At 59.6% G+C, this 13,354-nt stretch carries 13 protein-coding genes; 4 read left to right on the plus strand and 9 right to left on the minus strand.

The genetic code is table 11. The annotated features are described in order from the left end of the window. From DHN60_RS16145 to DHN60_RS16155, 3 genes are read left to right on the plus strand one after another with little or no spacing between them, the layout of a single operon-like run. Positions 1 to 843, plus strand: coding sequence for a fumarylacetoacetate hydrolase family protein (locus DHN60_RS16145; protein ID WP_108838365.1), 843 nt, complete (start codon positions 1 to 3; stop codon positions 841 to 843). Continuing rightward, complete coding sequence (locus DHN60_RS16150) at positions 836 to 1,768, plus strand: 2-hydroxyacid dehydrogenase (protein ID WP_108838366.1); 933 nt, start codon at positions 836 to 838, stop codon at positions 1,766 to 1,768. Before DHN60_RS16145 ends, DHN60_RS16150 begins: the two co-directional genes overlap by 8 nt. After that, positions 1,761 to 2,849 (plus strand): mandelate racemase/muconate lactonizing enzyme family protein, encoded by a 1,089-nt coding sequence (locus DHN60_RS16155; RefSeq protein WP_108838367.1) that lies wholly within the window; start codon positions 1,761 to 1,763, stop codon positions 2,847 to 2,849. The genes DHN60_RS16150 and DHN60_RS16155 overlap by 8 nt, the downstream gene beginning before the upstream one ends. Positions 2,850 to 2,882: 33 nt before the next feature. Here DHN60_RS16155 and DHN60_RS16160 read toward each other — a convergent pair whose 3' ends face one another. The 3 genes from DHN60_RS16160 to gpmI are packed head-to-tail and all read right to left on the minus strand — an operon-like array spanning position 2,883 to position 6,871. Further along, positions 2,883 to 4,223 carry a S41 family peptidase gene (locus tag DHN60_RS16160; protein WP_108838368.1) on the minus strand — a complete coding sequence of 447 codons (1,341 nt, stop codon included), beginning with the start codon at positions 4,221 to 4,223 and terminating at the stop codon, positions 2,883 to 2,885. 6 nt (positions 4,224 to 4,229) lie between these two features. Next, entirely contained in the window at positions 4,230 to 5,363 is a 1,134-nt protein-coding gene (locus DHN60_RS16165; protein ID WP_108838369.1) for a murein hydrolase activator EnvC, read from the minus strand. Beyond that, the gene (gene gpmI / locus DHN60_RS16170) at positions 5,360 to 6,871 is read right to left on the minus strand and encodes a 2,3-bisphosphoglycerate-independent phosphoglycerate mutase (protein ID WP_108838370.1); all 1,512 of its coding nucleotides are present in this window, start codon (positions 6,869 to 6,871) and stop codon (positions 5,360 to 5,362) included. Before gpmI ends, DHN60_RS16165 begins: the two co-directional genes overlap by 4 nt. Positions 6,872 to 6,992: 121 nt before the next feature. Here gpmI and DHN60_RS16175 point away from each other — a divergent pair, with 121 nt between their 5' ends. Then, on the plus strand, positions 6,993 to 7,484 hold the full coding sequence (locus DHN60_RS16175; protein ID WP_159089241.1) for a DUF3291 domain-containing protein: 492 nt from the start codon (positions 6,993 to 6,995) through the stop codon (positions 7,482 to 7,484). A gap of 322 nt (positions 7,485 to 7,806) precedes the next feature. Here the strand turns inward: DHN60_RS16175 and DHN60_RS16185 are convergent, their stop codons facing one another. The 6 genes from DHN60_RS16185 to DHN60_RS16210 are packed head-to-tail and all read right to left on the minus strand — an operon-like array spanning position 7,807 to position 13,347. Beyond that, positions 7,807 to 8,706 carry a DMT family transporter gene (locus DHN60_RS16185; RefSeq protein ID WP_108838371.1) on the minus strand — a complete coding sequence of 300 codons (900 nt, stop codon included), beginning with the start codon at positions 8,704 to 8,706 and terminating at the stop codon, positions 7,807 to 7,809. Continuing rightward, entirely contained in the window at positions 8,703 to 9,497 is a 795-nt protein-coding gene (locus DHN60_RS16190) for an ABC transporter permease (RefSeq protein WP_108838372.1), read from the minus strand. The genes DHN60_RS16185 and DHN60_RS16190 overlap by 4 nt, the downstream gene beginning before the upstream one ends. Then, positions 9,490 to 10,428 carry an ABC transporter permease gene (locus tag DHN60_RS16195; protein WP_108838373.1) on the minus strand — a complete coding sequence of 313 codons (939 nt, stop codon included), beginning with the start codon at positions 10,426 to 10,428 and terminating at the stop codon, positions 9,490 to 9,492. Before DHN60_RS16195 ends, DHN60_RS16190 begins: the two co-directional genes overlap by 8 nt. Further along, positions 10,425 to 11,150 carry an ABC transporter ATP-binding protein gene (locus tag DHN60_RS16200; protein ID WP_108838374.1) on the minus strand — a complete coding sequence of 242 codons (726 nt, stop codon included), beginning with the start codon at positions 11,148 to 11,150 and terminating at the stop codon, positions 10,425 to 10,427. The genes DHN60_RS16195 and DHN60_RS16200 overlap by 4 nt, the downstream gene beginning before the upstream one ends. Beyond that, positions 11,144 to 11,827: an ATP-binding cassette domain-containing protein gene (locus tag DHN60_RS16205; protein ID WP_108838375.1), complete on the minus strand. Its 684-nt coding sequence runs from the start codon at positions 11,825 to 11,827 to the stop codon at positions 11,144 to 11,146. The genes DHN60_RS16200 and DHN60_RS16205 overlap by 7 nt, the downstream gene beginning before the upstream one ends. Continuing rightward, a complete protein-coding gene (locus DHN60_RS16210; protein ID WP_108838376.1) occupies positions 11,824 to 13,347 on the minus strand; it encodes an ABC transporter substrate-binding protein in 1,524 nt (507 codons plus the stop codon). Before DHN60_RS16210 ends, DHN60_RS16205 begins: the two co-directional genes overlap by 4 nt. Between the last annotated feature and the right edge of the window lie 7 nt (positions 13,348 to 13,354).

The raw sequence follows: 13,354 nt of genomic DNA on the forward strand, positions 1-13,354 counted from the left end.
ATGAGACTTGTAAGATACGGTGACGTAGGGAACGAAAAGCCGGGGATGATGGACGGCGACACGCTGCGCGATCTGTCGGGCCACATCGCGGACATCTCAGGCGATACGCTGGACGATGCAACGCTCGACAAACTGCGCGCCATCGATCCCTCCACGCTGCCCGAGGTCACCGGAAACCCACGCCTCGGGGCCTGCGTTACAGGCTTCAGCAAGTTCCTGTGCATCGGACTGAACTATTCAGACCACGCCGCCGAAACCGGCGCTGCGATCCCCGAACACCCCATCCTGTTTTTCAAGGCAAACTCTGCCATTGTTGGAGCATTCGATGATGTGGTGATGCCACGCGGGTCAACCCACACAGATTGGGAAGTCGAACTGGGCGTCGTGATCGGCAAAACAGCGAAATACGTCAGCAAGGCGGACGCGCTGGATTATGTGGCGGGCTATTGCGTCGTCAATGACGTCTCTGAACGTCATTTCCAGACCAAGCTGACCGGCCAATGGACCAAGGGCAAGTCCTGCGATACCTTTGGCCCTACGGGTCCGTATCTTGTCACGCGCGACGAAATCCCCGATCCCCAGAACCTCGCCATGGAACTTGATGTGAACGGCAAGCGGATGCAGACGGGGAATACGGCCACCATGATCTTTACCGTGGCCGAAATCATCGAACATCTCAGCGGTCTCATGACCCTGCACCCCGGTGATGTCATCACGACGGGCACCCCTCCCGGCGTCGGCATGGGGATGAAACCCCCGGTCTATCTAAACGTCGGCGACGTGATGGAGGTGGAAATCGGAGGGCTGGGCCGCCAGCGCCAGGAAGTGAAGATGGATGCCTGATCTTCTGCAAATTGGCGGCATCACAGACACCATGCGGGATCGTCTGGCCGAACACTTCACCATCCATCAACTTAGCGAACGCGCCTATCCGGCGGACGCCATCACCCACATCGCCACCAACGGCCATGATGGCGTGCCAGCGGATGTGATGGCCGCCTGCCCCAACCTTAAAATGGTCAGCTGTTATGGCGTCGGATATGACGCCATCGACACCAAGGCGGCAGCAGATCGCGGCATCCTCGTCACGCACACACCCGACGTGTTGAACGCCGAAGTCGCAAGCACAACGATCCTGCTCATGCTCGCCAGCTTCCGCAACTTTCTCCATGACGAAGCGCACGCGCGCTCAGGTGCTTGGGAAAACGGCGGCGCACCTCTGTCGCGCAGTACTGACAACCGTCGTGTCGGAATCCTTGGCCTTGGCCGCATCGGGCAAGCCATTGCGGACAAACTCAAGGCCTTTGACGCCGACATTCACTACCATTCGCGCAGCAAAAAGGACGTACCTTACACCTACCACGCGTCCCTGACCGACATGGCCAAAGCCGTCGAAGTGCTCATCTGCATTACCCCCGGCGGTCCTTCGACCCACCGGATCGTGAACAGCGAAGTGATGGACGCGCTGGGGCCCGAAGGCACCCTGATCAACGTCTCGCGTGGGTCGGTCGTGGACGAACCGGCCATGGTGCAGGCTCTGCAAGACGGGCGCTTGGGATATGCGGCCCTCGATGTGTTCGAAGCAGAACCCAAGATACCAGACGCTCTCAAGACCATGCCAAACGTCGTCTTGTTGCCCCATGTTGGGTCCGCCACACACGAGACGCGGGCAGCCATGGGCGGGTTGGTCGTCGACAATCTGATCGCGCATTTGACCACCGGCAAGGTTCACACGCCCGTTCCAGAGACCGCGCATCTGAATGGCTAAGATCGTTTCCGTCACCGCTCGCCTCTTTGAAATCCCATTGGATGAGGTTCTTGTGGACGCCAAACATGGCGACCACGGCCACTTCCATCTGGTCACGGCAACCGTCACGCTCAGCGACGGGCGAACGGGCACCGGGTACACCTACAACGGTGGGCGGGGCGGGCACGCCACAGTGGCAATGATTACACATGATCTTGCCCCTTTCCTGATCGGACAGGACGCAACAGAAGTCGAAAAACTGACCGACGCAATGGACTGGCACATGCACTACGTGGGCCGGGGTGGCATCCTGTCCTTTGCCCTTTCAGCGGTCGACATCGCGCTCTGGGATACCCGCCTGAAAGGCGCGGGGCAGTCTTTGGTGAAGGCCGCAGGTGGCGCGTCCGACCGTTGCAAGGCCTATGCTGGCGGGATCGACCTGGGATTCGACATGCCAAGGCTTCTTGAGAGCATCCAGACCTATCTGGATCGCGGTCACAACGCCGTAAAGATCAAGATCGGCCAGCCCACGCAAGAAGAAGACCTCGCCAGAATCGCAGCAGTGCGCGAATTGATTGGCCCCGACGTGACATTCATGGTCGACGCGAATTATTCAATGACCGTCGATCAGGCCATTGCGATGGCCAAGGCCTTTAAACCCTACGACATCACATGGTTCGAAGAACCAATCGTGCCCGACGCTTTTGAGGATTTTGCAACGATCCGCACCGCTACCGGGGTGCCAGTGTCCCAAGGTGAAAACCTGCACACGATGCATGAATTCGCCCGCGCCATGCCACATGTGGATTTCATCCAGCCTGACGCCTCCAACTGCCTCGGCATCACCGGCTGGCTGCAGGTGGCAGACATGGCAAAGGACGCAGGCGTGCCAGTGTGCAGCCACGGGATGCAGGAATTGCACGTGTCGCTCGTGTCCGCGCAACCCCATGGTGGCTGGCTCGAAGTGCATAGCTTCCCAATCGACCGCTACACCAAACGCCCTCTTGTGATTGCGGATCACATGGCAGTCGCGCCGGACATGCCGGGCATAGGCGTAGACTTTGACTGGGGCCAACTGACGCCGCACGAAGTACGGCCGTAAGGCAACAACGCCCCTGTTACGGGGCGCTATGCTTTAGTTTTCAGGACCAAGAGCGTTCAGACCCTTGAGGATATCGATGGCATAGGCCAGCTGATAATCCTCTTCGCGCAGCGCTGCCGCTGCTTCGGCCTTCTCGCGATCTTCTTCGATCTGGCGGATCTCATCTTCGCTGAGCGAGTCGTTGTTGAGGCTCCCGCGCAGGTCCGCTTCGGAACGCTGGCCGACGGCACTTGCCGGTTCGTCCTCTTCCTCGGTGGTGGGGCTGCGACGGGGTTGTTCCACCACAATGTTCGGGCTGACACCCAGCGACTGGATCGACCGACCCGACGGCGTGTAATAACGCGCCGTGGTCAGGCGCATCGCACCCTCACCGCGCAGCGGCATGACGGTCTGCACCGATCCTTTGCCAAAGCTCTTAGTGCCCACGACGATGGCACGACGGTGATCCTGCAAGGCACCCGCCACAATCTCGGATGCCGAGGCAGAGCCGCCATTGATCAGAACGACAATCGGCTTTCCTTCCGCCAGATCGCCGGGCGTTGCGTTGAACCGATCCCCATCCGCAGGCTCACGACCACGGGTGGATACAATCTCACCCTTTTCCAAAAACGCATCCGACACTCGAATGGCTTGGGTCAGCAAACCGCCCGGATTGTTGCGCAGGTCCAGAACAAAACCATCGACATTATCCATGCCGCCAAGGGCCTCGACCTCTTCATTCAGCTTGGAAATCAGATTAGGCGTCGTCTTGTCGTTGAACGTGGTGATCCGCAGCACGACAGTTTCGCCCTGAGAACGCGCACGCACGGCCTGCAATTCGATGGTGTCACGGACAATCGGCACGTCGAAGGGTTCTGTCTCACCCTCCCGCACAACGGTGATGATGATTTCGGAGCCAACAGGGCCGCGCATCCGGTCCACCGCCTCATCCAAAGTAAAGCCAAGCATCGAGTCGCCATCAACATGGGTGATGAAATCGCCAGCCTCGATCCCGGCTTCGGCTGCCGGCGTGCCATCGATAGGGGAAACGACCTTGATAAAGCCTTCTTCCTGCGTGACCTCAATGCCAAGGCCGCCAAATTCACCGCGCGTCTGCACCTGCATGGCGGCGGCGTCATCGGGGGACAGATAGCTGGAATGCGGATCAAGCGATGTCAGCATCCCGTCAATCGCCGCTTCGATCAGTTCGCTGGGTTCGACCTCCTCGACATACTGGCTGCGAATGCGCTCAAAAATGTCGCCAAACAGATCAAGCTGCTGATAGACGCCAGCATTTGCGCTGTTCTCTTGCGCGAGCAGCGGCCCTGCAACCTGCGTTGTGGCAATTGCCCCCGCCAAGGTACCGCCCAGCGCGGCCATAACGAATTTTTTCATTCCTTGTTATCCATCCTGTTCAAAGCTGAACCACGTTTGCGGGTCCAAAGGCGTATTATCTTGTCTGACCTCTATATAGAGCGTTTCCGAGCGCTCAGCACCACCCCCTTCACCACGAGTTGACAACGCATCCCCGTCGGTTTCGGCAGGAAGCCCGCTCATGAGGCCCAAAGGAGTACCACTTGCGATGATTTGTCCCGCCTCCCCATAGCTGACGCCCATACCTGCAAGTACAAATAGTGTGCCGGGCCGAGGTTCAAGGATCGTTACCGATCCAAAGTCCAGCAAAGGGCCAACATAGCGCAATGTGGCCGCCGTCGGAGACGTGACAAGTGCACCGGGGCGCGTGGCCAACAAAAGTCCGGGGCGCACAACTCCCGCGGCATCTGCCTCGCCCGCATGGCGCAGGATCAGGCCACGCACCGGCACAGGCAGCGCGCCAATCTGGTCCTCAAAGTCCGGCGGCGTCCACCCCGCGTCGTCGGTGGTGGTCTCAGTCAGCCCACTTGAAAACGCCTCCAGCGTTTCAGAGGATTCGATCAGAATGGCGGTGCGCACCGGGTCTTGGGTAAACCGTTGCGGCAAATCAGTACGGTTGGCCATGGCCTGGTTCAGCGCGGCCCGTGCGGATTGCACCTCACTCAGCCCCAGTTGCAACTGCGCGGCGGCTTGCTCCTGCAATCGGCGCAACCCTTCAACATCGCTTAGGTCAGTGCGCAAACTCTCGGCCCGCTGGTTCAGCGTGGGGGTAAGTTCCGCCAGCAGCATACCCGCCCGCGCTGTACCCGCAGGCCCATCCGGGTGCAGAAACGCGGTGGGCGTTTCCTCGGGCTTTATCGTCTGCAACACCGCGAGCAATTGGGAAATCTCTTCATCACGGGACTCAAGTTGGGCACGCAGCTGTGCTTCGCGGATCGCGGCACGGCGCAAACCAGACCGCATGGCCGACAGCCCCGCCTCATAGGCCTGCACCGTTTGCGTCAATGCACGCACACGATCCCGTGCACTGTCTGCGTCTTCCAGTTGGATCGACGCCGCTTCCAACAGATCACCGGCAGCACGCGCCAGATCACCCGACCTGTCCTGCGCAGACGCAGGAGGTGCCAAAAGGCACAAGGCAAGGACAGCGAGACGTCTCATGCAATCAGGCTCTGTCCTGTCATTTCCAGCGGTTTTTCCAGCCCCATCAGGTGCAACAATGTCGGCGCCAGATCTGCAAGCCGCCCATCGTTCAGGGCACAGTCGGCCCCAATCAACGCAACCGGCACCAGATTGGTGGTGTGCGCCGTGTGCGGCGCGCCGGTGTCCGGGTCAATCATGACCTCGCAATTGCCATGGTCCGCCGTCAGGATCATCGCGCCCCCGGCCGCCTCCAACACGGGCAGCACCCGCGCAAGGCCCTGATCCACAGCAGCGCAAGCAGCCATTGCAGCCTCCAGATCACCAGTATGACCAACCATATCCGGGTTGGCATAGTTCACGACGATCAGGTCATAGCCCGCCTCAATCGCTCCGATAAACCGGTCTGTCACTTCAACAGACGACATCTCTGGCTGCAAATCATACGTGGCCACATTCGGGGATTTCGGCATCGCCCGCTCTTCTCCATCCTCAGGCTTTTCTTCGCCTCCATTGAGGAAAAAGGTGACATGGGGGTACTTTTCCGTTTCGGCCAGCCGAAACTGGCGCAGGCCGGCGCGCGCAACCCAAGCACCCAGTGTGTTCACAATCTCAGGCTTGGGGTACACCGTTGTCATATAGGCGCCATGCGCCTCGGAATAATCCGCCATGCCCATCAAACCCGCCCAGTCAGGTCGGCCCGATGCATCAAAGGCGTCAAACCCCGGGTCGCCCATCGCCGCCATGATCTCGCGCGCACGGTCGGCACGGAAGTTCAGGCAAAACAGCCCGTCTCCGTCCTTGGTCCCATTGTATCCATCAATAACGGTGGCCGGGATAAATTCATCCGTCTTATCCGCGCCATAGGCCGCCTCAATCGCCGCCTTCGCGCTTGGCTTGACCGCCCCATCAGCCCGCACCATCGCGGCAAAGGCTGTCTCAACCCGATCCCACCGATTGTCCCGATCCATAGCAAAGTAACGGCCCGTGACAGTTACGATACGCGCACCTGTGGGCAGAGCAGCCTGCAACGACTCAAGATACCCAAGCGCAGATTTCGGGGGCACGTCACGCCCATCCGTAATGGCGTGAATACACACCTCAAGACCTGCATCCGTACACGCCTTGGCTGCGGCAATCATGTGACTGATATGGCCATGCACCCCGCCATCAGACATCACGCCCATCAGATGGGCGCACCCGCCTGCGGCCTTGATAGCCTCGATCCAGGCGACCAGGCGGGCATTGTCGAAAAAGCTGCCGTCCTCAATAGCCAGATCAATCTGACCCAAGTCCATCGCCACCACGCGACCCGCACCAATGTTGGTATGGCCCACTTCGGAATTGCCCATCTGGCCACGCGGCAGACCCACATCGGGGCCATGGGTGATCAGGGTCGCGTTCGGACAGGTCGCCATAATGTGGTCATAGGTGGGCGTATCGGCCAGCGCAGGCGCGTTGCCTGTGGTCTCTGCACGCAGACCCCACCCATCAAGGATGCACAAAACGACGGGTTTGGGGACTGACATATGCTCAAGGACCTTTGTTCGCAGGTTTGCCAGCCTTCTAGCGCGCCGGGTCACGCTTGGGAAGAACGCTTGCCCACACAGACAAGCGGTTTACTGTTTAACCAAAGCAAGGAGGCCAAAGATGAGCGAACACATGCTGGTGCACCTCAACGTGGTGCGCCCGGTCGGAGCCTTCAGCGCCGCACACCCCAACGCCGTCTACTTCTTTGAACAACTGCCCAAAGTGTTCGCACTGGCCAAAGCGGATGGGGACATGTTCTGGCACAACCATGGGGCACGCGCGCCGGACGGACGGTATTTGGAAATGACGGACCTGCTCGCCCAGAACACAAAAGACACAAAAGACAACCTGCACATCATGACGATGGCCGGATGGCGGGATCTGGCCGCAATGCAACGGTTTGCCTATCGCGAACCCTTACATGCAGAGGGCATTCGCAAACTCAAAGGCTGGGTTGACCGGTCAGAAGGGCCGACACTGGCATTGTGGTGGGTCCCACGCGGCGCGCGGGTGGGTCTGGACGAGGCATGGGATCAACTGGCGCGACTGCGGCGGGACGGGCCATCGGATGCAGTCTTTACGCCGCGCACGGCGATTGCAGCGCCAGAGTGATCCCAGAACAGCTTTTTCATGGATGGAAAATGCGCCGTGTCGAAACACGGCGCCAAACCCCCGAACGGCTAGGATCAGGTCGCGATCTAAGCGGCTTTCAACGTCGATTGAATGTCCTCGGAAATGGAATCGCCAACCGCTCACATGCAGCTGTGGATTTGGGCCGCATATTTAGCCGCCAAACAGGAAGATCGCCGCAATAGGAACTGAAAGCGGTCTGCCCGGCAAAGGGGCAGCAACGCCGCCAACTGGTCCGAAATGAACTGGCCGGATACGGTCGCCAATTGCGGCGATTTCTCAATGTTCGTCCTAGAGCACATGACTATGGCTGCGGTTTTTCCAGTTTTGGCTTTCGTTCAGCAGCAGCGATGGCAGCCCCCATCAACACAAGCGGCAGCGCGAACAGAAAGCTGGTGGCCAGCGGCAGCCTGAAAATCAGAATGTCCGCAAGTATGGGCCACAACAATGCGACATACTCAAACGGAGCAAGCCGGGACGCCTCGGCATGGCGAAAAGAGAGCGTCATCGCGATATGTGCAAAGCCGCCAAAAAGACCTGCGAGGACAAGCAGTGCCAGCGTATGCGCATCCGGGGGCGCCCATCCCCACGGCAATGTCAAAACCCCTCCCACCATTGAGGCGATGACGAAGTAAAAAGCGATCGCGCCGGGACTTTCCGTCCGCGTAAGACTTCGAACCATGATCAGCGCAAAGGCGGTCAGCAACGCGGTCAACAGGCCCAGACCGATCCCTAGCAACCGGCGCCCATCAAGTTCGCCTCCTCCGACATCGGGCCCAACGAGAACCAAAACCCCGCCAAGCCCAAAGGCAAGCGCCAGAGCGCGCCATTTGGTCAGGCGTTCGTGCAGGATCACAACGGCCGCCAAGGCGGTCAAAACCGGAGTGAGTTGCGCAAGCAAGATGGCCTCGGCCAAGGGCAACAAAGCAACGGACGCAAAAGAGGTGAACATGGCAGCCGCGCCAAAAAACGAGCGAACCAAATGACCAAACGGGCGCGCCGTGCGAAGCCCTGACGGAAATTCGTGCCGCACCATCAGAAAGATCACCAGCGGGATAAGCGCAAAGAACGATCTAAAGAACACAATCTGACCCAATGGCACCGCATCGCTCAGAATTTTGACGCAGATGACCATCCCGGTGAACAGAACTCCCGACAAAAGGCGCAGGCCGATACCCAGCGTCGGGTTTTCAGGCCGCGTCACTCTCGTGCGTCCTGTTCTGCAAGCGCATCGCGCAACGCATCTCCGGCCAGGTTGACTGCAAGCACCGCAGCGACCACGGCAATCCCAGGCCAGATCATCTGCAACGGGGTCGAGCGCATGTGGATACGGGCATCCAGCAACATGGTGCCCCATTCGGGCATTGGCGGCTGAACCCCAAATCCCAGAAAACCAAGCGTCGAAATTCCCAGGATCGCGCGGGCGAACATGCCCGTCCAGACCACCGTCAGCGATGGCAAAAGCGACGGCAGATAATGCCAACGGGCAATTGCCAGCGGCGCAAGTCCCGCAAGTCGCGCCTGCACCACATACCCTCGGGTCCCGACCGACAAACCGATGCCGCGGGCCACGCAGGCATATCGCATCCACCCTGTCACAGTGAGTGCAAAGATCAGCGAGCCCGTGCTTGCCCCCAAGACACCTGCGATGACCACGGCGGCAATAAGCTCCGGAAAGGCCAGAAACGTATCTGTGACCCGCATGGCAATCCAGTCCGCCAAGACGCCGCCTTGCGCAGCAATCAGGCCGATGGCTGTCCCGATCAAAAGCCCCAAGAGAGACACCAAAAAGGCCAGCCCAAGCGACCAGCGCGCCCCGTGCAAAAGCCTTGATAGAATATCGCGACCAAGGGCATCGGTGCCCAGTATCCATTCGCCACCGGGTGGGCGCAACCTGTTGGGAATGTTGATCGCAGTCGGATCATAAGGGGCCAGCACCGGGCCAAAAACCGCGATCAACACCAACACAACTGCCAGAATGCCAACACTACGCATCGCGCACGTCCAATCTTGGGTCCAAGCTGCGATAGACCAGGTCAATCACCAAGTTGACGACCACAAAAATAACAGCCGTCAGGATCACCACGGCCTGCACCTTTGGAAAATCGCGGGCAAAGATCGCATGAACAAGAAAGCTGCCAAGACCGGGGCGGGCAAAAATCACTTCAACGACCACCAGACCTTCCAGCAGAAAGGCAAGTTCCAACCCAAGGACGGTGATCACCGGCACAGCCGCGTGCGGCGCAACATGGTCGCGGGCGATGTCCCGAGAGGCAACGCCCCGACGATAGAACGCGGGCAGAAACGGCTGTCCACGGGCTTCCAGAATACCGGACCTGATGATCCGCGTCATCGACGCTGCGACACCAAACCCAAGCGTCAGCGCAGGTAAAACACTGTGGGCGGTCGTTTCGGCCCCCATCGCCGGCAACCACCCAAGCTGCACAGCAAAAAGCAGGATTAGCAGCAGGCCCAGCCAGAACGCCGGAATTGCCACCCCGACCGAGGCCAAAGCAACGGCCCCTCGGTCCATCCAACTGCCCGGTTTGCGTGTGGCAATGAGGGCAAGAGGGACCGAGATGGCCAGCCCGATCCCTAGGCTGAAGATGGCAAGGGGGAAAGTGTATGACATCGCGGTCACAAGATTAGGCCAAACGTCCCGACCATTCACAGAAGACTGGCCAAAATCGCCTTGGACAAGGGGCGCAAGCCAAGCCCAGAACGCCGTCCAAAAGCCGTCCTCAAACCCTGCCTCAGCGCGGATGAAATCCAGAACCTCATCCGAAACGATCGTCCCATACCGCGCTTGCGCGATCGAAAGTGCAGGATCGCCCGGCGCATGCCACAACAGCGCAAAAGTCGCCAAAGCGGTCCCGGTCAAGACCACAAAGGCACGCAGGAAAAGCCCAGCAACAAGGCCTATCATGCGACACGCTCCAAAGCGCCAAGCGCAAAAGCAGCGCCGCGCAACTTGCGCCCATACTCAGACTGCGGCGCATCAACAAAGGCCTGCGTCGCCGCGTACTCTTCGATCTTCCCAGCGCGCAGTACGGCAATCTCATCGGCATAGGCAGCAGCATAGCCAAGGTCATGGGTTACAATCAGAGCCGCAAAACCCTCTTGCCTCTGCATATCGGCAATCAGGCGGGCTGTGTGTTTCTGAGTCACTGCATCAAGGGCGGACAGGGGTTCATCAAACAGCACCAACGGAGGGGCAGCGATCAACGCACGCAGGATTCCGATCCGCTGCGCCTGCCCGATGGACACCTGATCAGGGCGGCGGTCCAGCAAATCAGGTTGTAGTTCTAGTCCTCGACACAGCCGCTCCAAGCGGTCCGAATCCATAGCCAGTTTCTGGGCCAAGACAGGTTCCATCACAGAACGCCGCAGCGAAAGACGGGGGTTAAAAGCCGCACGTGGCTCCTGCATAACCAACGCGGGGCGGCACTTTGAAACGGGCGCAGCGTTCCAATCGACCTGCCCTGCAGAACAACGCACCAACCCAAGGATCGCGCCTATCAAAGTGGATTTTCCGGCACCACTTTCCCCGACCACGGCAAGGGTGCGGCCGGGCGCAAGCGAAAGGGAAAGATCGCGCAACGTGACAGCAGCACCGCGCCGGACCGAAATGTTCGCTACCGTCAGCACGGCAATTCCAGCCAGTTGCGATGCGCACAAAGAGCTTTCGCCGCCGGTGTGACCGGGGCTGAGAGAATCCGCGCCGTCGGCGCATCCTCGACGACCCGCCCGGCATCCATCACCATCAACCGCGACACCCGCCGGGCGGCGAGCCCAAGATCATGCGTGATTAGCAAAAGCGCCGTTTGACGCTTCTTCAGATAGGCTTCAAGAAGATCCATTGTTCCGGCAGCAACCACAGGGTCCAGGGCTGATGTGGGTTCGTCCATGACCAGCAATTCAGGGGTCCCGATCAACGCCATTGCGATAACAAAGCGTTGCTGCATCCCACGGCTCCAGCCCCAAGGGCGTTTTCGCAAATCACCCCCTTCGATCTGAAGCGCGTGGAAAAGAACATCGCGGCGCACCGTGTCCGGGGCATGGCCCAAGGCATGCTCTGTCTCGCGCCAATGGAATGCCATCGTGCGAAGCGGATCAAGCGCCTCATCCGGGCTTTGCGGCACATGGGCAACACGCGTCCCCCGTGCCCGCAAACCGTCAACGAGTTCATGGCCAAGAGTAGATTTTCCCGACCCCGAAGCACCCACAAGCCCGACGCGTTCCCCCGGCTTGAGGTTCACATCGGTGGGGTGAAGGATGATGCGGCCCGAGCGCTCCGCGCAAAGGCCGTTTGCCTGGATGTTCATTCAACAAAGCGTGTTTCGTGTGTGATCCAGTAGGTTTCGGTCGGATGCACGCGATAGCCCGTTAAACCGGCACGCGCCACCACTGCTTGGCTGACATGAAAGACCGGAAGAAGGGGTACATCCGTCGCGATAATTTGCTGGACCTCGTCATAGATCCTTTCACGCTCCGCTTGCGCGAATGTCGTTTGACCTTCGACAAGAAGGGCGTCCAAAGCCGGGTTCGCATAGCGGCCCGCATTCGAGCCCCCGTCGCTGGACAACAGGAACCCAAGGATCAAGCCGGGATCACCCTGCGGCAACATCACCCAAGCCTGCAAGAACATGTCTCCGTCACCCGCCAGCATCGCCTCGTTGCTGGCACCGTACTCGCCGACGCGCACCGTTGCAGTGATGCCGATCTGTTGCAGGAAGGCTTGGGTAATCTCAGCAGTCGGCGGCAAGGCCGCACGTGAGGAGTAGGTCAGGATTTCAATCTCGATCGGCGCGCCGTCCAGCGTCCAAACTCCGCCTTGCTTGACGGCGCCAGCTTCTGCCAACAGTTCCTCAGCCCGCGCAGGATCATAGGTCGACGGGATATCCGCAGCCCAGTTTTTGCCCGCAGGATAGATGGTGCCCGCGGGCACCCCACCAACGCCAGACAAAACCGCATCAACGATACCATCACGATCCACCGCCAAGGACACCGCTTGCCTGATCAGCGGGTTCGCCAGAGGGCCCGATGCGGTGTTCATCGAGTAGAAATAAAGCCGCGCCGTCGGGGCCGTGAACCCTTGTGCGCCGGTGTCCTGAATACGCTCGAAATCGGTTTCCGGATAGTTGATGACCATGTCGACGTCACCCGCCTCAAAGGCAAGAGACGCCATAGCGGGATCCGGCGACGCGACAACGCGCACCGCGTCAAATCCGGGTTCGCCCAGACGATAGTCTGCGTTGGCCTCAACGCGATACGACTGCTCTGGCACGGCCCCACGGAAAATATATGGACCCGTGGCATTGATCGGAAAGGCCTCCGAAGGCGCGCCAAGAATGGCAACACCAGGATCAGACAGGCTCCATTGGAATGCCGCGTTCGGGCTGTTTGTTTCAAAGATCACAGCACGATCCCCGTCAGCCGACATGCCCGCCAGATCAAGCACACCGGCGATACGCTTGTTGAAGGCCGGATCGTTCTCGTCCGAAATCGGCCCAATCGCATCAATAACGGCCTGCGCGGTCACAGCAGAGCCATCGTGAAATACAAGCCCATCGCGCAGCGTGACTCGCCAGATCGTCGGGGCCGTCTGTTGAATGCTTTCGGCCAATCGGGGGTAAAGGTTCAAATCATAGTCAATGCCCATCAAGGTTTCGGTCACACCGGTCTGGTTGGACATCCACCCGTTATAACCAGCGCGCGGGTCAGGCACTTCGGCAGTGGGGCCGAAGGTAACGGAAATGGTGAGCGTATCGTCCTGCGCCACAGCAGGAAGGGTTGTGCCGAGCACGATCAATGCGGCAGCGGCAATGCTGGAGAATTTAGACATTCAGGTT

The sequence above is a fragment of the Tateyamaria sp. Alg231-49 genome (assembly GCF_900143535.1).
Taxonomy (GTDB): Bacteria; Pseudomonadota; Alphaproteobacteria; order Rhodobacterales; family Rhodobacteraceae; genus Tateyamaria.

Coding starts and splice junctions, on each gene's coding strand:
- DHN60_RS16145 (WP_108838365.1), top strand. CDS start 1: ATGAGACTTGTAAGATACGGTGACGTAGGGAACGAAAAGCCGGGGATG.
- DHN60_RS16150 (WP_108838366.1), top strand. CDS start 836: ATGCCTGATCTTCTGCAAATTGGCGGCATCACAGACACCATGCGGGAT.
- DHN60_RS16155 (WP_108838367.1), top strand. CDS start 1,761: ATGGCTAAGATCGTTTCCGTCACCGCTCGCCTCTTTGAAATCCCATTG.
- DHN60_RS16160 (WP_108838368.1), bottom strand. CDS start 4,223: ATGAAAAAATTCGTTATGGCCGCGCTGGGCGGTACCTTGGCGGGGGCA.
- DHN60_RS16165 (WP_108838369.1), bottom strand. CDS start 5,363: ATGAGACGTCTCGCTGTCCTTGCCTTGTGCCTTTTGGCACCTCCTGCG.
- gpmI (WP_108838370.1), bottom strand. CDS start 6,871: ATGTCAGTCCCCAAACCCGTCGTTTTGTGCATCCTTGATGGGTGGGGT.
- DHN60_RS16175 (WP_159089241.1), top strand. CDS start 6,993: ATGAGCGAACACATGCTGGTGCACCTCAACGTGGTGCGCCCGGTCGGA.
- DHN60_RS16190 (WP_108838372.1), bottom strand. CDS start 9,497: ATGCGTAGTGTTGGCATTCTGGCAGTTGTGTTGGTGTTGATCGCGGTT.
- DHN60_RS16195 (WP_108838373.1), bottom strand. CDS start 10,428: ATGATAGGCCTTGTTGCTGGGCTTTTCCTGCGTGCCTTTGTGGTCTTG.
- DHN60_RS16205 (WP_108838375.1), bottom strand. CDS start 11,827: ATGAACATCCAGGCAAACGGCCTTTGCGCGGAGCGCTCGGGCCGCATC.
- DHN60_RS16210 (WP_108838376.1), bottom strand. CDS start 13,347: ATGTCTAAATTCTCCAGCATTGCCGCTGCCGCATTGATCGTGCTCGGC.